General features: G+C 56.1%; 23 protein-coding genes. 13 read left to right on the forward strand and 10 right to left on the reverse strand.

The annotated features are described in order from the left end of the window. Positions 1 to 11: 11 nt before the first annotated feature. From ACWKXX_RS11775 to zupT, 5 genes are all read right to left on the reverse strand, one after another. A complete protein-coding gene (locus ACWKXX_RS11775) occupies positions 12 to 1,073 on the reverse strand; it encodes a fimbrial protein (protein WP_017384036.1) in 1,062 nt (353 codons plus the stop codon). After that, positions 1,057 to 1,818, reverse strand: a complete 762-nt coding sequence (locus ACWKXX_RS11780; protein WP_045341634.1) for a fimbrial biogenesis chaperone — start codon at positions 1,816 to 1,818, stop codon at positions 1,057 to 1,059. Before ACWKXX_RS11780 ends, ACWKXX_RS11775 begins: the two co-directional genes overlap by 17 nt. A gap of 9 nt (positions 1,819 to 1,827) precedes the next feature. Beyond that, positions 1,828 to 4,272 (reverse strand): fimbria/pilus outer membrane usher protein, encoded by a 2,445-nt coding sequence (locus ACWKXX_RS11785; protein ID WP_032103349.1) that lies wholly within the window; start codon positions 4,270 to 4,272, stop codon positions 1,828 to 1,830. A 76-nt stretch (positions 4,273 to 4,348) separates the two neighbouring features. Further along, positions 4,349 to 4,909, reverse strand: coding sequence for a fimbrial protein (locus tag ACWKXX_RS11790; protein ID WP_015571893.1), 561 nt, complete (start codon positions 4,907 to 4,909; stop codon positions 4,349 to 4,351). Positions 4,910 to 5,175: 266 nt separating this feature from the next. Further along, on the reverse strand, positions 5,176 to 5,949 hold the full coding sequence (zupT, locus tag ACWKXX_RS11795) for a zinc transporter ZupT (protein WP_015571892.1): 774 nt from the start codon (positions 5,947 to 5,949) through the stop codon (positions 5,176 to 5,178). Positions 5,950 to 6,079: 130 nt separating this feature from the next. Between zupT and ygiD the strand changes: the two genes are divergently transcribed. Continuing rightward, positions 6,080 to 6,868, forward strand: a complete 789-nt coding sequence (gene ygiD, locus ACWKXX_RS11800) for a 4,5-DOPA-extradiol-dioxygenase (RefSeq protein ID WP_017692656.1) — start codon at positions 6,080 to 6,082, stop codon at positions 6,866 to 6,868. An 82-nt stretch (positions 6,869 to 6,950) separates the two neighbouring features. Here the strand turns inward: ygiD and ACWKXX_RS11805 are convergent, their stop codons facing one another. The 3 genes from ACWKXX_RS11805 to tolC form a co-directional block, all read right to left on the reverse strand. Beyond that, positions 6,951 to 8,111, reverse strand: coding sequence for a glutathionylspermidine synthase family protein (locus ACWKXX_RS11805; protein ID WP_017384039.1), 1,161 nt, complete (start codon positions 8,109 to 8,111; stop codon positions 6,951 to 6,953). Between the two features lie 2 nt (positions 8,112 to 8,113). Continuing rightward, positions 8,114 to 8,779 (reverse strand): DUF1190 family protein, encoded by a 666-nt coding sequence (locus tag ACWKXX_RS11810; RefSeq protein WP_032649565.1) that lies wholly within the window; start codon positions 8,777 to 8,779, stop codon positions 8,114 to 8,116. Positions 8,780 to 8,973: 194 nt separating this feature from the next. Next, entirely contained in the window at positions 8,974 to 10,452 is a 1,479-nt protein-coding gene (gene tolC / locus ACWKXX_RS11815) for an outer membrane channel protein TolC (RefSeq protein WP_017384041.1), read from the reverse strand. A 203-nt stretch (positions 10,453 to 10,655) separates the two neighbouring features. On the opposite strand from tolC, the gene nudF reads away from it, so the two are divergent. Genes nudF through parE form a run of 5 tightly spaced genes read left to right on the forward strand, consistent with a single transcriptional unit; the run spans position 10,656 to position 15,064 of the window. Next, on the forward strand, positions 10,656 to 11,288 hold the full coding sequence (nudF, locus tag ACWKXX_RS11820) for an ADP-ribose diphosphatase (protein WP_196063898.1): 633 nt from the start codon (positions 10,656 to 10,658) through the stop codon (positions 11,286 to 11,288). Further along, entirely contained in the window at positions 11,285 to 11,707 is a 423-nt protein-coding gene (locus ACWKXX_RS11825) for a DUF1249 family protein (RefSeq protein WP_003862516.1), read from the forward strand. Before nudF ends, ACWKXX_RS11825 begins: the two co-directional genes overlap by 4 nt. Before the next feature lie 27 nt (positions 11,708 to 11,734). Next, a complete protein-coding gene (cpdA, locus tag ACWKXX_RS11830; protein ID WP_017384043.1) occupies positions 11,735 to 12,562 on the forward strand; it encodes a 3',5'-cyclic-AMP phosphodiesterase in 828 nt (275 codons plus the stop codon). Next, entirely contained in the window at positions 12,562 to 13,143 is a 582-nt protein-coding gene (gene yqiA / locus ACWKXX_RS11835; RefSeq protein ID WP_015571888.1) for an esterase YqiA, read from the forward strand. The genes cpdA and yqiA overlap by 1 nt, the downstream gene beginning before the upstream one ends. A 28-nt stretch (positions 13,144 to 13,171) precedes the next feature. Next, positions 13,172 to 15,064 (forward strand): DNA topoisomerase IV subunit B, encoded by a 1,893-nt coding sequence (gene parE / locus ACWKXX_RS11840; RefSeq protein ID WP_017384044.1) that lies wholly within the window; start codon positions 13,172 to 13,174, stop codon positions 15,062 to 15,064. Positions 15,065 to 15,149: 85 nt separating this feature from the next. Here the strand turns inward: parE and ACWKXX_RS11845 are convergent, their stop codons facing one another. Further along, a complete protein-coding gene (locus tag ACWKXX_RS11845; RefSeq protein WP_064489687.1) occupies positions 15,150 to 17,279 on the reverse strand; it encodes a TonB-dependent siderophore receptor in 2,130 nt (709 codons plus the stop codon). 384 nt (positions 17,280 to 17,663) lie between these two features. On the opposite strand from ACWKXX_RS11845, the gene ACWKXX_RS11850 reads away from it, so the two are divergent. The 5 genes from ACWKXX_RS11850 to ACWKXX_RS11870 are packed head-to-tail and all read left to right on the forward strand — an operon-like array spanning position 17,664 to position 22,325. Then, positions 17,664 to 18,476: an ABC transporter ATP-binding protein gene (locus tag ACWKXX_RS11850; protein WP_017384046.1), complete on the forward strand. Its 813-nt coding sequence runs from the start codon at positions 17,664 to 17,666 to the stop codon at positions 18,474 to 18,476. Continuing rightward, on the forward strand, positions 18,473 to 19,456 hold the full coding sequence (locus ACWKXX_RS11855) for a FecCD family ABC transporter permease (RefSeq protein ID WP_023295453.1): 984 nt from the start codon (positions 18,473 to 18,475) through the stop codon (positions 19,454 to 19,456). Before ACWKXX_RS11850 ends, ACWKXX_RS11855 begins: the two co-directional genes overlap by 4 nt. Beyond that, on the forward strand, positions 19,453 to 20,493 hold the full coding sequence (locus ACWKXX_RS11860; RefSeq protein ID WP_017384048.1) for a FecCD family ABC transporter permease: 1,041 nt from the start codon (positions 19,453 to 19,455) through the stop codon (positions 20,491 to 20,493). The genes ACWKXX_RS11855 and ACWKXX_RS11860 overlap by 4 nt, the downstream gene beginning before the upstream one ends. 9 nt (positions 20,494 to 20,502) lie before the next feature. Then, positions 20,503 to 21,453 carry an iron-siderophore ABC transporter substrate-binding protein gene (locus ACWKXX_RS11865; RefSeq protein ID WP_015571884.1) on the forward strand — a complete coding sequence of 317 codons (951 nt, stop codon included), beginning with the start codon at positions 20,503 to 20,505 and terminating at the stop codon, positions 21,451 to 21,453. Beyond that, positions 21,450 to 22,325, forward strand: a complete 876-nt coding sequence (locus ACWKXX_RS11870) for a MurR/RpiR family transcriptional regulator (protein WP_015571883.1) — start codon at positions 21,450 to 21,452, stop codon at positions 22,323 to 22,325. Before ACWKXX_RS11865 ends, ACWKXX_RS11870 begins: the two co-directional genes overlap by 4 nt. 41 nt (positions 22,326 to 22,366) lie before the next feature. Here ACWKXX_RS11870 and ACWKXX_RS11875 read toward each other — a convergent pair whose 3' ends face one another. After that, entirely contained in the window at positions 22,367 to 23,206 is an 840-nt protein-coding gene (locus tag ACWKXX_RS11875; protein WP_196063897.1) for an AraC family transcriptional regulator, read from the reverse strand. A gap of 166 nt (positions 23,207 to 23,372) precedes the next feature. On the opposite strand from ACWKXX_RS11875, the gene ACWKXX_RS11880 reads away from it, so the two are divergent. Both ACWKXX_RS11880 and ACWKXX_RS11885 read left to right on the forward strand, forming a co-directional pair. Further along, the gene (locus ACWKXX_RS11880) at positions 23,373 to 25,187 is read left to right on the forward strand and encodes a DUF2264 domain-containing protein (protein ID WP_196063896.1); all 1,815 of its coding nucleotides are present in this window, start codon (positions 23,373 to 23,375) and stop codon (positions 25,185 to 25,187) included. A 31-nt stretch (positions 25,188 to 25,218) separates the two neighbouring features. After that, positions 25,219 to 26,484, forward strand: coding sequence for an oligosaccharide MFS transporter (locus ACWKXX_RS11885; protein WP_261665989.1), 1,266 nt, complete (start codon positions 25,219 to 25,221; stop codon positions 26,482 to 26,484). The last annotated feature ends 15 nt before the right edge of the window (positions 26,485 to 26,499 follow it).

Raw genomic sequence — 26,499 nt, forward strand, 5'->3', positions numbered from 1 at the left:
CTTTGTTGTTTCTAGTGGTAGTTAATTTTGAACAGTACCACGGTTTCAAACGGCCCGGACTGAATCGCTTTCCCTTCCTCCCGTGAAAGTTCAGCCGTGTAGTTTTGCTCAACATTCATCTTATCGCCCGTAAAATCGGCGTACTCCTTGTACTGGTTAAAGGTGTAAGGCTCCGTTCCGTTAAGAATACGCAGCTTTAACCCATTCCCTATCAGTACTGCGGTGTCGTCTGCGCTAAGCGTTTCGGTTGTGTAAAACGACGAGTCCATCTTAAATCCGTCCGAGCACTGGGCATCCTGCACTTTGGTGGTTCGTATTGAAAACGTGCGCATACGCGTCTGCTGATTCACAATGTCGCGCGCGCTGAAGGCGCCGAAGTCGATCTCCTGATTTTCAGGGAAAATGCTAAACGTCGCTCCACAATCAAGCACCGTAATGTTTTGCAGTCCGTTGATGTGATACTTGAGGTTCTTCGCGTCGGCCATCTGATTAACGCCACCCTTACCGTCAAACTGCACAACGATGTAATCGCTGAGCGAACTGATATAACCATGTGGCGGCATAGCCTTAATTCGCACGAAAAGTCGTAATCGGGCGACGAACGTGCGTGAAATATGGATATCATCCGGATTGCCGGAGCAGATGCGATTCTCCCAACCCATCTGGCGGATTTGATCCGCGGTGTAAATGGTGATGTTATCGTTGTCCAGGCACTGGCGGGTATCCACGCCGTTGGGCTGGCCCGTGGCATCGTAATCTATGCCTTCATAGGTGACGCCCAGTTCATAATAGGGATCGGTTGCGGCAGGATAAGGGTTCACCCATGCAAAGACATCTTCCGGCTCAAAATTGCTCGTGACGTTGTTATCACACGTCACCGGAATTTTAATGTCATCAGACTCCCATATTTTTTGACCAACCTGAGCGTTGCTGGGTATCGCAAAAGGGGTGATCGTTTTTGTCTCCTCGACGGGGCCGCCAGATCCACCCAGATAGCAGTTAAGCGCCAGCGCATCTTTCAAAGGCAGCGCTGAAAGCAGCAGTGTAAACAGGAAACTAGCGAGCTTTTGCATCTTTATCGATTTTCCGTTCGGTAAGTTTACATAGCGCCGTTCCGGTGCACTGCACGTCGACTTTTTTTAGGGCGCCGTAATCGTCGATATAGCCGATGCTGTAATAACTACCGTGGTAATCACCGGTAGAGGCGGTTGCCGTGGCGAAAGGCGCAATCATCAGACTGTCAAAACCCGGCAGCATGGTTTTGGCATTTTTGCTCAGCCACGCCAGCGTGATGTAGTACGGCGTAGGGTTGTGGACCGTGAGTTCTTTCGCGCTGGCGGTAATTTCCATGCGCATTTCAGCCAGTTCGCCGGATTTTTTGCTAATCGCTTCCGGACGCCAGAACAGCTTGATTCGGCTCTGCATGGCAACCTGCATCACGCTGCGCTCCTCGCTGGCGCTGATGCTTTTTGGCGGTACTTCACGCAGGTTGAAATAAAACAGCGATTCCCTGTCTTTTGGCAACTGGCGGGTGGCGGCTTGTTTAACAATTCTTACCTGCGACGAGGCGCCCGCTTCGATACGTTGAATGGGGGGAAGCGCCATAAAGTGCGCATCTTCTTTATGCCCCTTTTCATCTTCAATCCAGGAGAGCGCCAGATAAGGCAGCGCCTTGCTCTGGTTGTCCACTTTCAGGCTGCTGGCCTTGTCGCTTTCTGGAAAAACAATGCGCGTGCGGTCCAGATTAATGGCCGCATGGGTGGTAAATGCTGTGCTGATTAGCATCAGGCACAGGCTTTTAATCGGCGTTAATTTCATGATGATTTCTTACTGACACGGCAGTATCAACTGCATACTGTTTTCTAAGTGAGAAGGTAACGAGAAGCGACACTGTTGGTTGTCGCCCCATGTCACGCGAAACTGCTGTTCTGGCTCAACGGCGCCGAGCCAGACGTGGCCTTCATCGGCCACCATCCCAACCTGCAAATCGTTTGCTTCCAGGCGAACAATCGCCCCGAGCGGTGGCGTTCCTGATGACATCCGCAGAACACCTGCCACGTCCCGACCTGCACGCGTGGCAATCTGACGAAAACCAATGGCCCCCTCAGTCCAGGTTGAGGTCACGACGCGGTTGTCCACGTCCACGCCATCCGGAAGGTTGTTCATATTGATCTGCACGCTGGAGGGGGAATAGCTGGAGAATGACGGTAAAACGCCGATGCCAAAACGGTTGGTCTCATCTCGCGACATGTTCAGCGGGATATTGCCTACCCCGTCGGTGCTGACCATTACGCGGGGTTCATTACCGTAGCTGCGCCGGTGCAGCGCGGCGCCTTTCACCGTTGAGGTGAAGGAACCGCTCCAGCTTGCGCTGAGGGAGTTATATTCGTCAGCTTTATAGCTGCCGGAGAGATTAAGATCGCCGTACGCAGAATAATGCTGATAATTCCCGCTGAACTGCGCCCCGGAGTCTGGCTTCCCGCTCTCCGCGCCCGCGGAAACGCCCCAGGTGTTATTGCGATCCGACGTGTCGTACCACGACACGTTATGGCTCAGCGTGTCGCGGTTACGCAGGTCATAGTTAAGTCGATGATCGGGATCGAGCGGTACGCTGAGCGAGAGATAGAACTGAGTATCGTCACTTTCGTCTTTCTCATCGTAATGCGTTTTACTCCAGGACAGGGTTACGCCAAGGTTCTTCCAGCGGCCCATATCAAAGTTGTAGCCCGCCGTGATACTGCCGGTCGTGGAGGGTGAATCATTCCACCATGTCTGACGCAGCATATTGACGTACAGGTTCAGGGATAACGCCGAAATGTACTGGCTTGCCGTCACGCTCAGGGTTTGTTTTTCCGACTGGCGGTCACCGTCGTCATAATCAAGGTAGCGGGCGTAGCTCAAAAACTGTGGATCTGAGTAGCGGTAGCTGGCGAGCGTAAGCTGACTGCCGGTGGTATCGAAACGCTTGCTGTAGTTAATGCGATAGCTGTAACCCGTCTGGCTGCGCTGGTGTGGCAGCTGGCTGGTGGCCTGCGTGACGTCAAAAGAGAGCGCCCCCAGCCAGGCCATATTCTGGCCGATTCCGGCAGCGACGGAACGATAGCGGTCGCCATCGGCCAGCGTACCGCCATACAGGGAGGTGTGCGACAGCATGCCCCAGGAAAATTCGCCGCTCATGAAGGCGTTATCTTCAACGTCATGGGAGGCGCCCTGGCGCGCTTTACCCGCCGCGAGCTTGTAGCGCACCTGACCCTTGCGCGTTAAAAATGGTACGGATTCGGCCGAGACCTGGAAGGTGCTGACGCGTCCATCCTCTTCCGTGACTTTGACGTCCAGCGTGCCCTGAACCGACTGGTTAAGATCCTGAATAACAAAAGGACCTGGCGGCACTTTACTCTGGTAAATCACGCGATTGGCAAGGCTTACGGTTACCGTGGCGTTGGTTTGCGCTATCCCGGTAATCTGCGGGGCATAGCCGCGCAGCGACCATGGCAGCATACGTTCATCGCTGATTAGCGATGCGCCGGTGTAGGTAAAGGCGTCAAAAATTGCGGACTGGAAATCCGTTTCACCCAACGTCAGTTTCGCACCGATCGAGGGCAGAGGGCGGAACATATACACGCGTGAAAAACGTCCATTATGCTCCGAGCCTGCGTCAGTATGGCTTTGCGTGTACTGGTAATCGCTGCGTAGCCGCCACGCGCCCATGTTCGCGCCGGCGGTGCCATAGGTATTGGCGTTGTCATTGTTGCTGCCGCTATTGGGCTGATAATGGCTGGCAAAAAGATTGTAATCCAGCAGTACGCCCGGCACGCCGATGTCCCAGGTGGATGGCGGCATCCAGTCAACCGCACGGTATTGCAGCCACGCCTGGGGGATGGTCACTTTCAGGGTCTGGCTGCCTTGCTCAAAAGTAAATCGGATGTCGGGTCTGGCGGAGAAATCAACGCATCCCTCTTTCTCAGGCAAAGCGTGGCGAACGTCATCCTGCAACGCAAAGGTATCGACCAGCTCGGGGGGAATACAGACCTGAACGGCGTTATTTATTTCTCGCCAGCGAAGCTGCCAGCCATTTGCCAGCGGAATATCATTGACGGCAACCGTAACGAAATAGCTTCCCGGCGTAACCGATATTTGATCTTTAAACAGTGATAAATCGACGCTGCCGCGCTGATCTTTATCGATGGCGTTTATATTAAACTCGGTGGCAGAGGCAACTTTCGTCATTAACAGGGACGCAATGATGATTATCCATTGTAATTTGTATGTCATCATCCTGTTACTCGAGTAAATAGAGAGTGCCGACCGGTATGAATTACCAGTCGGCTGGTGCCGTGACGTAACAGAATTATTTGTACATCAGGACGTAGTTAGCCGTGGCTTCAACCTGGCCTGCCGTCGCAGTTTTACCTGTAGGGACTTCCATAACCGCTTTGAAATGCAGCGTCTGGGTGGTTGAACCCGCCAGCAACTCAACCTCGTTGGCCTCTCCCAGCGTGATAGCAGACTCCGCGTTATCCAGCAGACGCACCCCCACGTTCTGCGCACCGCTTGCATAGGTGTTGCTCATCAGGCTGGTATCCGCCGCGTCTGTCGCTGCGCTGGTAAAGGTCACATCCACTTTGGTAATTGGCGTGTCGGTCTCGTCTGCCGGATCGTCAAGCTGGCAGTTTTCCAGATTGATATCGACCGGTACCGGGGTAGATTTTTTGTTGGCGTTGATAACAGCCGTGGTCACTTCACCCAGATCGACTTCTTTATCAACGCTGTCTGGTGCGATACTGCACGGTGCGTCAATAACAATACCTTTGAATGTGATTTTTCCTGAGCCTTGATCATCTGCAAAAGCAGCACCCGATACAATGACTGCCATAGCCGTCGCTAACAGTAGTTTTTTACCCATATACATGAAAATATCCTTTTTCAGAGTGATTCATAATGTGAATATTAATTTCAGAATACTCGCGAAGTATACGAATTGGGGTGGGGAGACGCGATTAACATGACTTAAATATATTTTTAGATGGTTTTAATTAATATTTGCAGGCTATCTTAAGAGGCGTGGTTTTTCGGGATTTTAACAGGACTATATTTTTCAGGTTATTATAGGTGAAATATATAGGATTGTTTTTTTGAATAATATATAGCCTCCGTATAAAACGGAGGCATAAATTCTTAGCCAATACCGGCCGTTTGCAGCAGTACCAGACTCATCCCCATCACTGACATTCCACACAGTACGCCGTAGCTGGGGTTATTGTTGGGATCGATCTCTTTCGCCAGCGGCATCAGCTCATCGACAGAGAGCGCGACCATAATCCCGGCCACGGCAGCCATAATCGCAGCCATCACAATCGGGGAGACGAGGCTACCGAGGATCAGCCACGCCAGCACGCCGCCGAGAATTTCAGCCATCCCGGAGATACCCGCCCAAAAGACAGCCGTACGTTTTGAACCCGTGGCGGCATAAACGGGCCCGGCAACGGCAAGTCCTTCAGGAATATTGTGCAAAGCCACGGCCAGCGCCACACCAAAACCCATTTCCAGGTTGCTGCTGGCCGTGACATAGGTGGCGATACCTTCCGGAAAGTTATGCAGGCTGATACCCAGCGTCAGCAGAATGGCCGTGCGTTTGATATTGCCCGGGATGGGGGTAACGCTTTTTTGCATTAAATCCTGCGGGTGCGCGTGAGGAAGAATACGGTCAAGCGCAAAATAACCCAGCAGTCCAATGATAAACATGCCATAGCCCAGAACAGGCGACATACCTTCGGTGTGAAGCGCGGCGGGCAGCATCTCCATCAGCGAGATAAGCAGCATGATCCCGGCGGCGAAACCCAGCGAGAAGGCCAGAAGGCGATTAGAGGGTTTTTGCCCGAGTACCCCGAGGAACGCACCGATAAAGGTTGCGGCGCCCGCGAGTAAGGTCAAAATCAACGGTACTGACATGCATTCTCCTTAAGCGATATCTGACATTCAAATTTCCTGATGATGATCTTCACGGTTATCTGCGTTCATCTTCACCTGAATGCGCGTAATGTAGGCCCATCACATTGCCACCTCCTCTAAGGATATCACCATGTCTTCTTCTCGTATGCCAGCACTGTTTTTAGGCCATGGCAGCCCAATGAACGTCCTGGAAGATAACGTCTATACCCGCGCCTGGCGTCAACTGGGTGAGACGTTACCGCGTCCGAAGGCAATTGTGGTGGTCTCTGCGCACTGGTTTACCCGGGGTACCGGTGTGACGGCCATGGAAGCGCCAAAAACGATTCATGATTTTGGCGGCTTTCCGCAGGCGCTGTATGACACGCATTATCCTGCTCCGGGCTCCCCCGAGCTGGCGCAGCGGCTCGTTGATCTGCTCGCCCCTGTTCCGGTTGCGCTGGACAAAGAAGCCTGGGGCTTTGACCACGGCTCATGGGGGGTGTTGATCAAAATGTATCCGGATGCCGATATCCCGATGGTGCAACTGAGTATCGACAGCACCAAACCGGCTGCCTGGCACATGGAGATGGGGCGTAAGCTGGCTTCGCTTCGTGATGAGGGCATCATGCTGATTGCCAGTGGCAACGTGGTACACAATCTGCGTACGGTACGCTGGCACGGTGAAAATACGCCGTACCCCTGGGCAACAGCCTTTAATGACTATGTAAAAGACAACCTGACCTGGCAAGGGCCGGCCGAACGACACCCTTTGGTGAACTATCTGGATCACGACGGCGGTTCGCTCTCTAACCCGACGCCGGAACACTTCTTGCCATTGCTGTATGTACTAGGCGCGTGGGATGGTCAGGAGGTTATTACAATCCCGGTCGACGGTATTGAGATGGGGAGCTTGAGTATGCTGTCGGTGCAGGTGGGGTAAAAACATGTCGGGTGGCGGCTTCGCCTTACCCGACCTACATATTGAGCGTAGGCCCGGTAAGCGTAGCGCCACCGGGCAAGTCTTACTCGACGAAAATATGCGGATAGAAACGCGACAGATCCTGCGTAATCAGCGCGCGATCTTCGCGAATGCCAATCCCAGCAGGCTGATCGTTAATAAGCCAGCTGCCGATCAACGTATAGCTGTCGCCAAACTTCGGCAGTTGATAAAACGCCTGGACGATCATCCCTTCTTCACCGTACGGCCCTTCAACCGCTTCCAGCGTTTTACCGTTTTCGATAATCGAGACGTTTGCCCCTTCTCGGGAGAAGATTGGCTTAACGACGTATTTCTCCATCGGTGGGAAATCATCTTCAGCAAAGTAAGCAGGCAGCAGGTTCGGATGATTCGGGAACATCTCCCACAGCATCGGCAGCAGGGCTTTATTGGAGATAATGCTCTTCCAGGCCGGTTCCAGCCAGCGCACGCCGGCGTCTTCCAGTTTGGTAGAGAACATTTCCCGCAGCATGTATTCCCACGGATAGAGCTTGAACAGGTTGCTGATGACCTGATCCTGCATGTCCGTAAACTGACCTTTTTCACCTAAACCGATATCTTCGATATAGAGGAATTCCGTCGCCACTTCCGCTTCGGCTGCGCAGTCCTGCAAATACTGAACCGTACCGCGATCTTCTTCGGTATCGCGGCAGCAGGCGAGGTGCAACAGGTTGAAACCGTGCTGTTCACGCAGTTCGACGAAACGCTCAATCAACTTTTCCTGAAGGCTGTTGAACTGGTCGCTGCCTTCGGGCAAGTTTCCGGCATTTGCCTGATCTTCCAGCCAGATCCACTGGAAGAACGCGGCTTCGTACAGAGAGGTTGGTGTATCCGCGTTGTTTTCTAAAAGCTTCGGTTCACCCACGCCATCCCATGCCAGATCGAGGCGAGAGTAGAGCGAAGGCTGGTTCGTTTTCCAGGACTGACGAACAAAACTCCAGGTGTGCTTCGGAATGCGGAATTTGGTCATCAGCTCATCGCTGTCGATGACTTTTTCTACTACCTTCAGGCACATCTGGTGCAGCTCTGCGGTTACCTCTTCAAGCTTTTCGACCTGAGCGAGCGTGAGCTTATAGTAAGCATCTTCACACCAGTACGGCTCGCCGTACATGGTGTGAAAGTTGAAACCGTATTCGGTGGCTTTTTCGCGCCAGTCCGGGCGCTCAACAATACTGACTCGTTCCATGATCAGCCGCCCATTGAGCGGGTTGAGGAGCCGTTCGCACTACGCTGCATGGTGGTTTGTTTGGCAACAGACTCACCAAAGCCGCCACGGGTAATGGTGCTGGTGGTGGCTGGTTTCGGCGCCATTGCGGTTTTCGGTACGGTCATCGTACGGCCTGGCGTTGCAGCACCGTAACCCTTGCCGGTGGCATCGGTGTATTTACCGTAGGCCGGGCTGTTCGGGTTTTTGGAGCTAAACAGCGGCTGCTGCTGGTAGCCCGCACCGCCGCTCATCAAACGGCCCATCATATAACCCGCCATCAGCGGCATCCAGAAGCTGCCGCTGGACTGTGCCTGCGCCTGGTTTTCCGGTGCCATACCCGCCTGAGCAGGTGCCTGCTGGCACTGGCCTTCACCGAATTCGGCTACACAGTCTTCGCGAGAGGCATATTTCGGCGCGGTACGTTCCGCTTCTTTGAGGGCGTTGTTATAGGCCGTCGTACACTCAGCGGCTTTACCGGTTGCGCTCGCGCAGTCGTCGGCGTTTTGATACAGCGAAACCGTTTCGTCGTTTTGCTCACAGCCTGCCAGCATAAAGACGGCGGTGACCGCCAGCGCGACAGGTGTCAGGTGGCGTGCGTTCCAGCTTTTGCGGAACGACGCGTGATTCATCGTTTTTGTCCGTTTCATATTTGTCTTCCAGGACCCAGTGGTAATAACGCTCAGGATAGAGGATGAGTGGTTGAAAATGAAGCGAAGAGGGGCGAAATGCGGGGGATCTTTACGTTGGCTTACGTTCAGGTGTGATTTTGCGCCGGGTGGCGCTGTGCTTACCCGGCCTACGGTTAAGTAGGCCCGATAAGCTCAGCGCCATCGGGCAAGGCTTAATGACGGAACGGATTCGTACCGCTGCTGGCAGGTGCGGTGCTACGCGCTGCCGCTGGCTGCGCAAGCGGGGCGCTGCTGTTAGGGGTGAAATTATCAACGGCGGCATCCTGCTGTGGATTTTCCGGCGCGACGCTGTCAGGCGACGTAGGGACCGGTTTGCCTAGCGTGCTGTTCAGCATTTGCAGATCCTGCTCGTTCAGCGTACCCAGCGCCTGCTTGATGTTCAGCTGGTTAATCAGATACTGATAACGTGCGCTGGAGAGCTGCTGTTTCGCGTTATACAGCGTGGTCGTTGCGTCTAACACGTCCACGATGGTACGCGTACCTACGGAGTAACCCGCTTCGTTCGCATCCAGTGAGCTCTGGGCAGAGACGACGGCCTGTTTATAGGCGTTGATGCTGCTGATAGAGGCATTTACGTTGTTGTAGGAAGAACGCACGGTCTGCACCACGTTGCGGTGTGCGCTTTCCAGCTGCTCGCTGGCGCCCACAAAGTTGTACTGCGCCTGTTTCACCTGAGAGTTAACCATCCCGCCCTGGTACAGCGGCAGAGAGAAGCTGAGACCCACTTTGTTCTGGCCAACGTTGCTGTCGTCATAGGCCTGAGAGGTCGTTTTAGACCCGCTGTAGCTGGTGTCCGATACGCCGGTAGAGGCGCTCAGGCTCAGAGTTGGCAGGTGACCATCCTGTGCAAGACGGATCTGTTCGCGCGCCAGATCCTGGCTCAGGCGTGCCTGCAACAAGGTCAGGTTGCGGTTTTCCGCTTCTTTCAGCAGGGCGTTAACCGCCTGCGGTTTGTCCGTTTTGAAACTGTCCACGTTCAGAGAGGCCAGCTCAGGATAGTAGTTACCGGTGACCTGACGCAGTGCTTCCAGGGCGTTGTCGAGGTTGTTACGTGCGGTCACTTCGTTAGCCAGTACGGTATCGTACTGTGAACGGGCGTTCTGCACGTCAGTAATGGCGACCAGGCCCACGTTAAAACGCTGGGTGGTTTGATCTAACTGACGGTAAACCGCCTGTTTCTGCGCTTCGGTGTAGGAGAGGGCGTCAATCGCGCTCAGAACCTGGAAATAGGCGGTCGCGGTATTCAGGATCAGCGTCTGCTGATCGGTTTGATAGGTGACATCCTGAATGCCGGCGCTCTTTTCCTGCAAGCTCAGTTCACGCCATTTGGACATGTCGAACAGGGTTTGTGTAAGCTGTAAAGAGGCGCTGGTGGCATTCGAATCGATGCCATTGTTATCGCGAAAACCGTTAGTGTAGGTATAATCTGCACCTAAGCCTAACTGCGGCAGCAGTGGACTACGTGCTTCGTTAATCTTTTCAAACGCAGCATCACGATCGGCCGCTGATTTACGTAAATCAGGGTTGCCCAGACGTGCCTGCTGGTAGACCTGTAACAGGTTTTCTGCCTGGCTCATTGCACTGAAGCCCGTCAGGCTCAGGCCGATAAGGATGGGGAGCAATTTCTTCATTTGCATTCCTTGTTGTGAAGCAGTATTAGCGCTGATCTAATTAAAAATAATTGCCGATTCTAACAGAATCATCCACACCAAAAGGTTGGCGTAACGTGCCATCTGGCGGTAATTTGCTCCAATCTACCATATAGCCATACAAACGGCAGCCAAACAGCCTTGAAATTCACAATTTCATCACCATTGCTACCAGGACTCGACCGATGCAAAAACCAGAAAACGTGCCTGTCACCTTCGCCAAAAACGATGTAGAAATTATTGCACGAGAAACGCTTTATAGCGGTTTTTTTTCAATGGAACTTTACCGTTTCAGGCATCGTCTGTTTAACGGTGAGATGAGCGGTGAAATCAAACGCGAAATTTTTGAGCGCGGGCATGCGGCTGTGTTGCTACCCTATGACCCAGTGCGTGATGAAGTGGTGCTGGTCGAACAGGTGCGTATTGCGGCTTATGATACCAGCGATACGCCGTGGTTGCTGGAGATGGTGGCCGGGATGATCGAAGAAGGTGAGTCGGTCGAAGACGTCGCTCGCCGTGAGGCGCTGGAAGAGGCGGGCCTGGCGATCGGCCGGACGAAACCGGTGTTGAGCTACCTGGCAAGCCCGGGTGGGACAACGGAACGTTCATCTATTATGGTGGGCGAAGTGGACGCCAAGACAGCGGAAGGGATCCACGGTCTGGCAGATGAAAACGAAGATATTCGGGTTCATGTGGTGAGTCGGGAGCAGGCTTACCAGTGGGTAGAAGAGGGGAAAATCGACAACGCAGCGTCTGTCATCGCCCTGCAATGGCTACAGCTGCATTATCAGACATTACGATACGAGTGGAAAAAATGAAGCGTTATACACCTGACTTCCCAGAAATGATGCGCCTGTGCGAAACCAATTTCGCCCAGCTGCGCCGCCTGCTGCCGCGAAACGACGCGCCCGGCGAAACGGTGAGCTATCAGGTGAGCAACGCGCAGTATCGGTTAACGATAACAGAATCAACGCGCTACACTACGCTGGTGGAGATTGAGCAAACGGCGCCGAGCATCAGCTACTGGAGCCTGCCGTCGATGACGGTACGTCTTTATCATGACGCGATGGTCGCTGAAGTGTGTTCAAGCCAGCAGATCTTTCGCTTTAAAGCGCGGTATGATTACCCGAATAAAAAGTTGCATCAACGCGACGAAAAGCATCAAATTAACCAGTTTTTAGCCGACTGGCTAAGATATTGTTTAGCACATGGAGCAATGGCGATTCCGGTTTGTTAGCGTCATAAACCTACCTAAGGACACCATTTGGAAAGCCTGTTGAACCTGACTGTTGCTGGTGGGGCGCCAGTCAGGATATTACAAATCACCGACACCCACCTTTTTGCCGAAAAGCATGAGACGCTTCTGGGCGTGAACACCTGGGAGAGTTATCAGGCGGTTCTTGACGCGATCCATGCTGAAAAGCGGCCATGCGATCTGATCGTCGCGACGGGCGATCTGGCGCAGGATCAATCCTCCGCAGCCTATCAGCATTTTGCTGAAGGGATTGCGAGCTTTAGCGTGCCTTGCGTCTGGCTACCGGGCAATCACGATTTTCAACCCGCTATGTACAGTTCGCTTCAGGATGCGGGGATTTCACCGGCAAAATGTGTCTTTGCGGGGGACCAGTGGCAAATTCTGCTCCTCGACAGTCAGGTGTTTGGCGTTCCCCACGGTGAGTTGAGCGACTATCAGCTTGACTGGCTGGAGACAAAACTGGCCGCCGAACCGAATCGCAATACGCTGCTGTTGCTGCATCATCACCCGCTGCCGGCGGGCTGTAGCTGGCTCGATCAGCACAGCTTACGCAACTCTGCGGCGCTGGACGGCGTACTGGCGAAATTTCCGCGCGTGAAAAATTTGCTGTGCGGGCACATTCACCAGGAACAGGATCTCGACTGGAATGGTCGCCGCCTGCTCGCGACGCCCTCTACCTGCGTGCAGTTTAAGCCGCACTGCGCCAACTTTACGCTGGATACCATCGCACCGGGCTGGCGCTGGCTGGAGCTGCATGCCGATGGCTCGCTGACCACCGAAGTTTGCCGTCTGACCGGGGCTCAATTCCGCCCGGATACCGCTTCGGAAGGCTATTGATGTCGACGCTTCTCTATCTGCATGGGTTTAACAGCTCACCACGATCGGCGAAAGCGACGCAGCTTCGCCAGTGGCTGAGCGCGAATCATCCCCACGTGGAGATGATTATTCCGCAGTTGCCCCCTTATCCGGCGGATGCGGCAGAGATGCTGGAATCGATCGTGCTTGAACACGGCGGCGAATCGTTTGGCGTTGTCGGGTCGTCGCTCGGCGGCTACTACGCCACCTGGCTGTCGCAGTGCTTTATGTTACCCGCTGTCGTCGTCAACCCGGCGGTCCGGCCATTTGAGCTGTTAAGGGACTTTCTTGGCGAAAACGAGAACCCCTACACCGGCCAACAATATGTGCTAGAGTCACGCCATATTTACGATCTCAAAGTTATGCAGGTCGACCCGCTTGAAGCGCCCGATCTTATCTGGCTGCTGCAACAGACGGGAGATGAAGTGCTGGATTACCGCCAGGCAGTGGCGTATTACGCATCCTGCCGCCAGACTGTAGAAGAGGGCGGTAACCATGCTTTCACGGGCTTTGAAGATCATTTCACCCAGATTGTCGATTTTCTTGGACTGCACAGCCACTGACAATCAATGCGAATTGCTAGCTTAAATCATGACGCAAACCTATAACGCTGATGCCATTGAGGTACTCACCGGGCTTGAGCCGGTTCGCCGCCGCCCGGGGATGTACACCGATACGACGCGCCCAAACCACCTGGGCCAGGAAGTAATTGATAACAGTGTGGACGAAGCGCTGGCAGGCCATGCCAGACGCGTGGACGTTATCCTGCACGCCGATCAGTCGCTGGAAGTTATCGACGACGGCCGCGGCATGCCGGTAGATATCCACCCGGAAGAGGGTGTTCCCGCCGTTGAGCTGATCCTCTGTCGTCTGCACGCGGGCGGTAAGTTCTCCAACAAAAATTACCAGTTCTCAGGCGGCTTGCACGGCGTGGGGATCTCCGTGGTTAACGCCCTGTCAAAGCGCGTGGAAGTGAACGTTCGTCGCGATGGCCAGGTGTATAACATCGCGTTTGAAAACGGCGAAAAAGTGCAGGATTTGCAGGTCGTCGGGACGTGCGGTAAACGCAACACCGGCACCAGCGTCCATTTCTGGCCTGACGAAAGCTTCTTCGACAGCCCACGCTTTTCCGTTTCTCGCCTGACGCACCTGCTGAAAGCCAAAGCGGTGCTGTGCCCGGGCGTGGAAATCACCTTTAAAGATCACGTAAACAACACCGAACAGAGCTGGCGCTACGAAAAGGGTCTGAACGACTACCTGTGCGAAGCGGTTAACGGCCTGCCGACCCTGCCGGAAAAACCGTTCGTCGGGAATTTCGAAGGTGACACCGAAGCGGTGGACTGGGCGCTGCTGTGGCTGCCGGAAGGCGGTGAGCTGCTGACGGAAAGCTACGTCAACCTGATCCCAACGCTGCTCGGCGGGACGCACGTCAACGGCCTGCGTCAGGGGCTGCTGGATGCGATGCGCGAGTTCTGCGAATACCGCAACATTCTGCCGCGCGGCGTGAAGCTTTCCGCAGAAGATATCTGGGACCGCTGCGCCTACGTGCTCTCCGTGAAGATGCAGGATCCGCAGTTTGCCGGTCAGACTAAAGAGCGCCTGTCGTCACGCCAGTGTGCGGCGTTCGTCTCCGGCGTGGTGAAAGATGCGTTTACCCTGTGGCTGAACCAGAACGTTCAGGCCGCAGAAATGCTGGCTGAAATGGCCATCTCCAGCGCCCAGCGTCGCCTGCGCGCGGCGAAGAAAGTGGTGCGTAAAAAGCTGACCAGTGGCCCCGCGCTGCCGGGCAAGCTGGCGGACTGTACCGCCCAGGATCTCAACCGCACCGAGCTGTTCCTGGTGGAAGGGGACTCGGCAGGCGGATCGGCCAAGCAGGCGCGCGATCGTGAATATCAGGCGATCATGCCGCTCAAGGGTAAGATCCTCAACACCTGGGAGGTCTCGTCTGATGAAGTGCTGGCCTCGCAGGAAGTACACGACATCTCCGTGGCGATCGGCATCGATCCGGACAGCGACGATCTGAGCCAGCTGCGCTACGGCAAGATCTGTATCCTCGCGGATGCGGACTCCGATGGTCTGCACATCGCCACGCTGCTCTGTGCGCTGTTCGTGAAGCACTTCCGCACGCTGGTGAAAAACGGTCACGTCCACGTGGCGCTGCCGCCGCTGTACCGTATCGACCTTGGCAAAGAAGTCTACTATGCGCTGACGGAAGAAGAGAAAGCGGGCGTGCTGGAGCAGCTCAAACGCAAGAAGGGCAAACCGAACGTTCAGCGCTTTAAAGGGCTGGGCGAGATGAACCCGATGCAGCTGCGTGAAACCACGCTGGATCCGAACACCCGCCGTCTGGTGCAGCTGACCATCAGCGATGAAGACGAACAACAAACCAACGCCGTGATGGATATGCTGCTGGCCAAGAAACGTTCTGAAGACCGACGTAACTGGCTCCAGGAGAAAGGCGATATGGCGGATATTGAGGCCTGATGTCCCCTCACCCTAACCCTCTCCCACAGGGTGGGGGTTAGGATCGTAGGCCCGGTAAGCGTTAGCGCCACCGGGCTTTTTTACGTCAAAACTCCATCTTCACCGTAAACTGCACTTCACGCGGGTCGCCAATCTGGTTGCCCAGGTTGTTGGTCGCAATCGACGACGTGTAGTAGGTCTTATCGAACAGATTCTTCACGTTCACCTGTAGCGTCACCGGATATTGCAGCTTCATTTTGTACGCCGCAAATGCATCCGCCACGAAATAGCCCGGCAGATAATAATCCGCACCGTTAGTCGCTGAACGACGGCTTACGCCGTGCCCGCCGCCGCCAATTGTCAGCGTATTCCCGGCAAACGCATTGTGAATATCGTACGTCAGGAACAGGGAGCCGGTATGGCGCGGTACGTTCGGCAGCGGTTTGCCCGCGTAGTCCGGGTCTTCCAGCACCTTCGCATCGGTATAGCCGTAGCTGGCGATAATGTTGGTGTTCTCGGTCAGCGATCCGGCGAGATCCACTTCGACACCCTGCGAGCGCACGCGGCCCGCGGTTTTGGCGACGGTTTCATCACCGACGTTCTCGGTGTACAGCACGTTGCGCTTGTGGATATCAAACAGCGCGATGTTGGCGGTAATGCCGTCGAACAGGTCGAACTTAGCGCCTATTTCATACGCGTTCGACGTTTCCGGCGGCAGGTCGCCGATGTAGCTCGCAATGGACGACTGCGGCATAAACGTCTGGGAATAGTTGGCAAACAGGGAGACTGCCGGCGTGAGCTTGTATACCAGGCCCAGCTTCGGCGTCCACTGGTCGTCGCGGCTGTCGGTGTTGACGTTAAACGGACGGCCTTTGCCCGCGTACTGGGTGTAATACTGGTAGCGCAGTCCGGCAACGGCGATCCATTTATCGGCCAGGTACAGCGCGTCCTGCGCGTAGGCGGAGTAGCTCTCCTGCTTGATGGTTTGATCGCTGTCGGCTGCCGAGACGGTGGTGCACTTGCCGAGGCTGCCGTAGCTCGGGTTGTAAATATTGAAATCCTTAACGTTCTTACAACGGATCATGTCCGTGCGCAGCAGATCGTAATTCTCATACGACACGCCGGTCAGGATCTCATTGTAAAAGCCCGCGATGTCCACGTTCCCCTGCAAATCTGCCCGCGTTGTGTGCATACGCTGGGTCGAACCCTGGGTCGCATCCACGCGGCGGGTCAGGTTGCCGGTTTTTGAATCGTAGGCCATCACGCGAGCCTGGTTATCGCTGTACTTATCCTGGCTGTAGCTGTAGTCGAACTTCGCGGTCCACTGGCTGTTGAGCCGATACTCCGCGTTAAGCTGAGCGAGGTCGGACTGACCGTCGGTCACGTTAAATGGCTCATCAAAGCGGGTTTTGCGATCGACGTCGACGGCCTTTTTGGTGTTGAGATCGAAGATCGTTCCGCGATCGAACGGCGTTTTATAGTCGCGATGCGAATAGAGCACGGTCACGGTGGCATCATCGCCGAACCAGGTCAAAGACGGGGCGATAAAGGTGCTGCGTTCGGTGCCGAAATTACGCCAGTAATCCTCGTCCTGATACTCCCCCGTCAGGCGATAGGCCAGACGCGTACCTTCAATTGGACCGGTGACGTCAAACTGTCCGCTACCGCCGCCAAAGCTGGTTGATGTGGCAGAAATCGAGCCGCCGAAGGTTTTCTCCGGGCGTTTGGTCACCACGTTAATCAGGCCGCCGGGGTCGAGAATACCGTAAAGGGTCGAGGCCGGGCCTTTTAGCACCTCCACGCGCTCGGTTGCGGCATTGAAGCTGCGCGGCAGCACGGTGCGCAGGCCGTTGGTCATGATCGAGCCATCGCGGTTTGCGCCGAAGCCACGGCGCACGAAGGCATCCTGCGTGCCGCCCAGGGTGTTGGTCTGCACCACGTTGCTGACGTTATACAGCGCCTCGTCTAGCGTGGTCGCGTTTTGGTCTTCCAGCACTTTATCGCTGACGGTATTGACCACCTGCGGGATGTCCAGCATCGGCATGTTGGTCAGCGTGGCGGTGGAGGTGTTCAGGGGCTGATAGCCGCTGGTGGCGTCGGTGGAAGCGTAAGGATCGGCAGTGACGGTAAGCGTCTCACCGTCTTTTGCTGCTGCGTGCACCAGAGGCGCCATGAACAGGAGTGAAAAGAGCGCGCGCCCTTTTACCCCGGCGAATGAAGGTGTGAACTTAGCCATTACATCTGTTTTCCCAAAATATCCTGCGATGAAATGCTCGCGGAAGAATGTGTGAGTCATTGCCCTTACGCTCTGTCCGTTAGCCTCTACGGCATCGGACTTGTAATTGAGAATCATTCAAGCATGAGGGCATGTAGTAGTAAATGGAATAAATAAAAATTTCGCTACAGAGGTTTCTCTCTGGCTAACACGCTTCGCTTTCTTCCTTAAGCTATTGAAAATAATTAATAAAAATGAATTTTAATTTGTGCGGTGACGCTCAATTATCCCTGGGATTTACAGGGTATATCTTCGCTTGACTACTACATGGAGCGGCGGCAAACTCACAAAAGAGAATGAGTTTTATTTTTATTTGTTGGTTTTTTTTCTTACGTTGGCGTTCACGTGGCTCACTACATCAAAAAGCCGGGACTGGTTCTTGAGAACCTCTCCGCGGGTTACCAGAAAAAAATCATCGTTGATGATATCTCCCTTGCGATCCCCCAGCAGAAAATGACTGTTCTGGTGGGCGCAAACGGCTGCGGAAAATCGACGCTGTTAAGTACCCTCGCACGGCTGCTTCAGCCGCTCGGCGGCAGCGCGGTGCTGGACGGCAAAGCCATCCACTCGCAGCCAACCAAAGCGGTCGCCCGCCAGCTCGGGATCCTGCCGCAGTCTCCGCTGCTTCCAGAAGGGTTAACCGTATTTGAGCTGGTCTCGCGCGGACGTTTCCCCTGGCAGAACGTGATGCGCCAGTGGAGCGAGGAAGACGAGCGGGCCGTGGAAGAGGCGTTACGCCTGACCGGAACGGCAGAGTTTGCCCATCATCTGGTTGAAAGCCTGTCCGGCGGCCAGCGCCAGCGCTGCTGGATCGCTATGGTGCTGGCGCAGCAAACGCCCTATATCCTGCTGGATGAACCCACGACGTACCTCGATCTTCGCTACCAGGTGGAGATCCTCGAACTACTGCACACGCTGACGCGCCGGCACGGGCGCACCGTGGTGGTGGTTCTGCACGATCTCAACTTCGCCGTGAATTACGGTGATTCGCTGGTCTTTTTACGTCAGGGAAAGGTCGAGGGGGTACTGCATGAGGGCGACGCCTGCACGCCGGAGCTAATCAAAGCGGTGTTTGACGTCGACGTGCATATGTCGGTTAACCCGCTGACCGGCAAGCCGTTCTTTATGCCGTTCCGTCAGGCTGACGACAAACCATGATGCGCACATCTGTGGCCTTTATTCTCTTTACGCTGCTGCTTCTGGCAGGCGCGATTGCGCACCTGAGCATCGGGGCGCGCGTTATCGCCCCCCGGACGGTAGTAGACGCATTTTTCCACTTCGACCCGCGCAATTTTGAGCATAGCGTGATCGTCAGGCTGCGCTTGATGCGGCTATGCGCCGCCCTGGTGGCGGGCGCGGCGCTCGGCGTCGCGGGCGTGCTGCTGCAATCAGTGATCCGCAATCCGCTCGGCGAGCCGCATATCCTGGGGCTGAATGCAGGGGCGGCGCTGGCGGTGGTGCTGACGAGTGCCCTCGGGCTGTCGCTGCCGTTTGGCCGCCCTCTGATAGCCGCAGCTGGCGCCGCCGCGCTCTTTTTGCTGGTGCTAACGTTCTCCTCATCCGGGCGTACCGGTCTCACGCCGATGAAGGTCACGCTGTGCGGCGTGGCAATGTCGGCATTTGCCTCATCGATAACCGCCACGGTGTTGATTCTGGATGAACAGACGCTGCTGGCCATGCGGACCTGGCTTGCGGGGGATGTGGCGGGAGTCATCGGCGAGACGATCGCTAGCGCCGCGGGGGCCGCTGCCGTGGGTTTTGCGCTGGCGCTCTGGCTGTCGCCGTCGCTGAACATGCTGGCGCTGGGCGAGAGAATGGCGCAGGGGCTTGGCGTGTCGCTGCTGAAAACGCGCCTGCTCGCGCTGCTGGCCATCGCCCTGCTGTGCGGCGCGGCGGTTTCAGTTGCCGGACCGATCGGGTTTATCGGACTCGTGGTGCCGCAGCTGATTCGCCGTCTGGTATCGGTGGACCTGCGCGTGATGGTGCCGCTTTCAGCCCTCTGCGGGGCGCTGGTTCTGCTGATGGCGGATATCGCCGCCCGTACGCTGTTTACGCCGTATGAGCTGGCAACCGGCGTGATGACTGCGCTGGTCGGCGCGCCGGTCTTTATCCTTATGGCGTCAAGGATGTTCAAATGAACCGGGCTGGATTGAGGGCAGTACGATTTTTCTCCTTCTCGGCGCTGGTTCGCCCGAGGGCGCTGCTGTATCTGGCCGTATTATCACTTGCCGCTCTCCTGCTGCTAAGTTTTGGCCTGACGCACGGTTCGCTGCCCATTCCTGCTTCCGCCATCGGACGTGCGCTGTTTTATCCTGAACGTCTGACGGCGGATGCGCATTACATTGTGATGGATATCCGCCTGCCGCGCCTGCTGATGGCCGTGCTGTGCGGCGCGATGCTCGGCATGGCGGGGGCGGCCATGCAGTCCATTACCCGCAACGGCCTTGCTGACCCCGGTCTTATCGGCGTGAAAGAGGGCTGTAGCGCGGCGGTGCTGCTGCTGATTTTTCAGTTTCCGGGATTGGGGCCGTACTGGCGTCCACTTATCGGCATGGCCGGTGGGCTGCTGACCGCGCTGCTGGTAGTGGCGCTGGCGCGTGATATCTCGCGCCCGCGATTCATCCTGATCGGCATCGGCGTGTCATGGGCGTTTGCCGCCGCGATGGGGGTCTTTATGACGACCGCCGACGTGCGCGACGTCCAGACGGCGATGCTGTGGCTGGCGGGGAGCCTGCATACGGCAAGCTGGACGCTGGTCAGCATCGCTGCTGCCTGGACAGTGCCGGCGTTTGCGCTGCTGCTCTTTACCGCACGCGCCGCAGACGTAGCCTTGCTCGGCAACCACACTGCGACGGGGCTGGGCGTGCGGACTTCACGCCTCGCTCTGCTGCGCGTGTTTGCCCCCGTGGTGCTCACCGCGGCCTGCGTCTCCTGCGTGGGGAGTATCGGCTTTGTCGGGCTGATTGCCCCGCACATGGCGCGCCTGCTGCTGCGCGGAGGGCAAACGGCACTGCTGACGGGAAGTGCCGTACTGGGCGCGCTGCTGGTGCTGCTGGCGGATAACGTCGGGCGGCTGGCATTTCTCCCGTTGCAGCTGCCGGCGGGAATTGTCATTTCACTGATTGGCGGACCGTTTTTCCTGCTGCTGCTCTGGCAGCGTCGGGATCGATTTTAGGGGATAAAAATGCGCGTATTTTTTGCAATGCTGGTGCTGGTGGGTTTTGCTGTAGGAGCCGCAGAGCCAACGCAGACGTTTACTGACGACCTGAACCGCAACGTGGTGGTGCCGGTTAACCCGAAGCGGATTGTGTCCCTGCACGACCTGGATATCACCATTCCGCTGATCGAGCTTGGCGTACCGCCGGTTGCCAGCCATGGCCGCACCCGACCGGACGGCAGCCATTTTCTGCGTTCCAGCGGTATGCTGACGGGCATCGATTTTGATAATTCCGACATCACATTCATCGGCACCGCGGATATCGATATTGAAGCCATCGCCGCGGCGAAGCCGGATCTTATCATCACCGAGCCGACCCGCAACACGCCGGTCGAACAGCTGGAAAAAATTGCCCCGACGGTGAGTATCGATCACCTCGACGGCGGTGCGCCGGAGATCTACCGCAAGCTGGCGCAGCTTACCGGGACAGAGGCGCGGCTGAAGATTCTGGAGCGTCGCTATCAGGAGCAGATCGAGGCGCTAAAGGCGACCATCGATACGAGCAAACTGACCGTCTCGGTGATTCAGGCCAATCAGGGCAAAATCAACGCCATGCACAGCTACCACTCGCTTGGGCGCGTGCTGCGCGACGCAGGGTTCAGGTTCCCGCCGCTGATTGAGAGCATCCCGGAGGGCGGGCGCATCGACGTCAGCGCCGAGCGCCTGCCGGAGCTGGATGCTGATTTTGTCTTTGCCACCTGGCGCGGGGACACTGGCGGAAAACCGCAGGACGAGCTGGCGGCGATGGATGCGGTGATGCCGGGCTGGTGTCAGTTTCTCAACGCCTGCCGAACCGGGCATTACGTGCTCATCTCCCGCGAGGAAGCGATCTCAAATTCATTTGCCTCGCTGGGGCTGATGGCCGCGCAGGTGCAGTCGCAGATAGCGGGCCGTCCGCTGCCGGAGGCCGCACGATGATCCGAAAAATTGATGTCTACGGCGACCGCCTCCGCTCGCGGGCGCACCAGCTGACGCCGCGTCTGCTGCAGGTGGCGAGCTATATCAATGAAAATCGTGAAGCGGTTATGGAGCAGACGGCAATGGAGATTGCCGCTGTGCTACACACCTCGGACGCCACCGTGGTGCGTGCCATTCAGGCGCTTGGGTTTGGCGGGCTGCGGGATCTCAAGCAGACCCTGGAGCAGTGGTTTGGCCCGGTGGTCACCTCCAGCGAGAAGATGTCCACCACGGTAAACACGCTTACCAGCGACGTCGACGCGAGCATCGATTTTGTGCTGGAAGGCCATCAGCACACCTGCGCGGTGTTGTCCGAACCGGGCAACCGCTACGCGATGGCGCAGGCCGTGTCGCTGCTGGCGCAGGCGAGACAGGTCGCTATTTTTGGCATTGGCGCATCCGGCATTCTGGCCGAGTACACCTCGCGACTGTTTAGCCGTATAGGCCTGCCTGCGATCCCGCTCAACCGCACCGGTATTGGCCTCGCCGAACAGCTGATTGCCCTACAGCGCGGTGACGTGCTGGTAATGATGGCGCAAAAATCCGCGCACCGGGAGGGGCAGACCACGCTGCGCGAAGCGAAGCGCCTGGGTATTCCCACCATTTTGCTGACCAACGCCACGGACTCGCGCTTTAGCAAAGAGGCAAGCGTAGTGATCCACGTCCCGCGCGGCGGCGAGAAGGGCAAAATCCCGCTGCACGGCACGGTGCTGCTGTGCCTGGAGATGATTATTCTGTCCGTCGCCTCCACCGAGCCGCAGCGCACCATCAAGTCGATGAAGCGCATCAACGAGTTACATCGCGGATTAAAGCCGGGGAAAAAGAGCGGTTGATCTTCCCCCTCTCCCCGTGGGAGAGGGCTGGGGTGAGGGCGTCAAACCGCACGATGGTTCTTCCTGTACTGCAACGGCGTCTCGCCAATCCCCTTTTTAAACGCGCTGATAAACCACGTCACGTCGGAAAATCCCGCCTGTGCGGCAATGTCTCGCACGCTCGAATCCGTGTGGAGTAAACACTCGCACGCCTTACGCAACCTTAGCGTGTTCAGGTAGTCGTGAATTTTTTCGCCCGTTTCCGCATGGAATTTTCGCGATACGTAACTGCGCGATTTACCCAGCTCTGCGGCCAGCGCATCCAGACGAAATTTCTCCTGATAATGCTCGTCGAGCCAGAACATGACCTGGCTGGCGATCCCCTGGCTGTTGCCCGGTTCGCCGTCGCGATCGTCGGGCAGCATCGCGAACAGGCCGATCAGCAGGCTGGCGATGCTCTCGCCGTTCATCGGCGGTTTATAGCAGCTAAAGAGATGGTCGATATGGTGGTGACAGTGGGCTAAATCGGCGACCCACGCTTCGCCGCCACGGCGTGACAGCCGCTCCAGGCGCTGCCGGGTCTGGGGAAAATCCCGCAGGATCTTCAGCACCGCGTGCTGGTCGAGATGAATAATGGTGCGGCGGTAAATTGCCTCCGCCTGTTCGTCCACCATGACCTTATGCAGCGTAAAAGGCGGGAAGAAAAACAGTCGTCCGGGGCGCATGGTGTAGTGACGATTATCGACAATCGCCACGCCAAAGCCCTCTTCCACATAGAGGATCTCCAGACACTGATGCCAGTGATGGTAGCGCACCGTATTGGCAAACAGGCGGCTGAACGAGGCCACGGTATCGTTCAGGGCGATCAGTTCCAGAAGGTCGGATGTCGGCGTGTCGCGCATAGTGCAATAAAACTCAACTTTTTCCCGTCTGATCGTCTTTATAAACCACCTTTTTAAATTTTCTCAACTGGAGGTTTATTCATCGTTCATGCCTGTGACATGGCTAACATTTCTGCCCCTTGCGGATTCACTATGCTTTGCCGCAGTTGATTACGAGGGCGAACCGATGTGGGCGGCAAACAAAGAAAAATCAAATCCGTTGTCTTCACGCCAGGAGGTAGTGGCGTCGTTGTATGCACTTTTACAGGCGCTGGACACGCAATTTCCGGCGAACCTTTCACGATTCCCGCTGGGCGACACCTGCGCCCATTACACAGCGGATATTGCGCAGATGGAGGGACTTTCTCGCGCGCTCTGGGGTCTGTTTCCGCTGATGGCGTCCGGCGAAAGCACGCCGTTCAGCGAGAAGTACCTTACTGCCATTAAGCTTGGTACCGACCCGCAAAGCAGCGGCTACTGGGGTGAAACCGGCCCGTACGATCAGCGTCTGGTGGAGATGGCGGCCTACGGTCTGGGGCTCGCTCTGCTGGGGGATAAACTCACCGCGCACTTTACCGGGCGCGAGGTGATGAACCTGCACGCGTGGCTCAACCAAATCACCGACGCGCAGATGCCGGACAGCAACTGGAACTATTTTGCCATTATGGTCCAGCTCGGCTTTAAGCGCGCCGGCCTGCCGTACGATCGGGCCGCCATTGACCACCGCTTTGCGCTGATGGACGCCTACTACCTCGGCGACGGCTGGTATTCCGACGGTCCCGGCCGCCCGAAAGATTACTACATCTCCATGGCTTTCCATTTCTACGGCCTGATTTACGCCACGCTGAGTGACGACGAGGCGAGGGCGAAGGTGCTGCGCGAGCGCTCGCGTCTGTTCGCGGAAGACTTTATCTACTGGTCCGCCGCCGATGGCGCCTCGGTGCCGTTTGGCCGCAGCCTGACCTACCGCTTTGCCATGGTTGCCTTCTGGAGCGCGGTGGCCTTTTCTCAACTGGACGTCTTCACCCCGGGCATCGTGAAGGGCATTGTGCTGCGGCATCTGCGCTGGTGGCAGCAGCAGTCGATTGTCGATCGCGACGGTATTCTCACCCTCGGCTTTGCGTATCCGAACCTGGCGATGTGCGAGGATTACAACTCCCCCGGTTCACCGTACTGGGCGCTGAAAACCTATCTGATCCTGGCGCTGCCGGAAGCACACCCGTTCTGGCAGGCGGAAGAACAACCGCTGCCCGCGCTTGCTGGAAAACATGTGATTCCGCATGCGCAGCAGATCCTGATGCATTCGAAAGATTCGCAGCACGTCGTCATGCTCACCGCCGGTCAGCTGGAGCTGAACAACTACGTCAACACCGAAGCGAAATACACCAAATTTGCCTACTCCAGCCGCTTCGGATTCACCCTTGAGCGCGGGCGTTTTGGCCTGAAGCATGCCGCCTGCGATTCCATGCTGCTGCTGGCGGACGGAGATGACTATTTCCGCGGTCGTCGCGAGTGCGAAGAGGTTCGGGTGGATGAAAATTACATTTTCTCGCGCTGGTCGCCGTGGCGCGACGTGCAGATTGCGACCTGGCAGATCCCGTTCGGGGAGTGGCACCTGCGCCTGCACCGTATCAACAGCGCGCGCACTCTGCAAACCGTCGAGGGCGGCTTTGCGGTGATGAAAACCGCCCACCAGGTGCGCGAACGCGGTTGTTATCTGTTGGCTGAAAACGGCAGCAGCGTCATTGTCGATCTTTCGCCGATCATTCATCGCCAGCCAGACAGCATCGTCACGCCGCCGAACAGCAGCATTATGTTTGCGGAGTGTGCCTCCATTCCGCTGTTAAAAGCTGACCTCCCGCAAGGGGAAAGCTGGCTCTGTTGCGCCGTTCTGGCTGGCGGAAAACAGCCCGCTGCGGCGACGCCGCAGCTGAATATAACCCATAACCAGGTCGTGATTAGCGAACCCGGAAGCGAACGTAAGCTGTCGTTCACATTATAAAAATCTGGCCCTACACCCCGGCGAGGATGATATGAAAAGCACATCGACAACCAACAGAACTGAATATTACAAAATCAGCAGCTTTATCTTTCTCTATTTCTTTACCTGGTCTGCCAGTATTGGTCTGCTGGCAATCTGGCTCGGTCAGAAAGCCAACCTGAGCGGATCGGTGATTGGAACCGTCTTTGCGGTGAACGGGATATTCTCCGTTATTCTCAAGCCGATCTACGGCTATATTCTCGATAAGATCGGCATGAGCAAATATCTGCTCTATTTTGTGGTGATCATGTCGGCCCTGATGGCGCCATTCTTTATTTATGTTTACCAGCCGCTGTTAATGTCTAATACCCTGCTGGGGATTATTATCGGCGCGCTCTATTTAAGCTTTGCCTGGTACGCGGGCGTGGCGGCGTGTGAATCCTATTCCGACCGCTTTAGCCGTTTGAATGGCATGGAGTTCGGGCAGATCCGTATGTGGGGATCGCTCGGCTGGGCGGTGGCGTCATCTTTCTCCGGCCTGCTGTTCAACCTCTCACCGGCGTATAACTTTATTCTCGGCAGCGTGGCGTCGGTGGTGATGCTGATTGTCCTGCTGAGCCTGAAAGTGAACACTAACTCCGCTCACGCAGGCGAGGTGCTGACGAAAGAGAAAATTGCCCCGTCCGACGTTTACGCCCTGCTGCGTAACCGTAAATTCTGGGCCTTCTGCCTGTACGTGGCGGGCGTGGCGTGGATGATGTTTATCGCCGAACAGCAATTCTCGCGCTATTTCGTCACCTTCTTCGATGATATTCATGAGGGCAACGCCGTATTCGGCTATCTCGGGACCGTACAGTCGGGCATGGAATTTGTCATGTATATGGTGGTCCCGTTGTTTGTGAACTTTATTGGCGCCAAACGCGGGCTGTTAATTGTCGGGCTGGTGGTTGGGGCGCGTCTGATTATTTCCGGCATGTGTGATTCACACCTGTTAATTTCAGTACTTAAGCCGCTGTACGGTCTGGAAATTTGTCTCCTGCTTGTGTCGGTATTTAAATATATCGCCGAGCATTTCGACAAGCGTGTCAATGCCACCATGTATTTACTCGGCTATCAGGCGATGCTCTACGTTGGCAACGTGGTGGTCTCTTCCCCTGCCGGCTATATGTATGACCGTATTGGCTTTGAGCACACCTATATCATCATGGGCGCAACGGCGCTGACCTTTACCCTTATTTCTGCTTTTACGTTATCCGCCTGTCAGAGCAAATGGCGCGGGGCTCGTGCGCTGAACGTAGCAGAAACGCCAACACGATAAATTACGCCGTCAAAG

The organism is Enterobacter sp. UPMP2061, assembly GCF_053709615.1.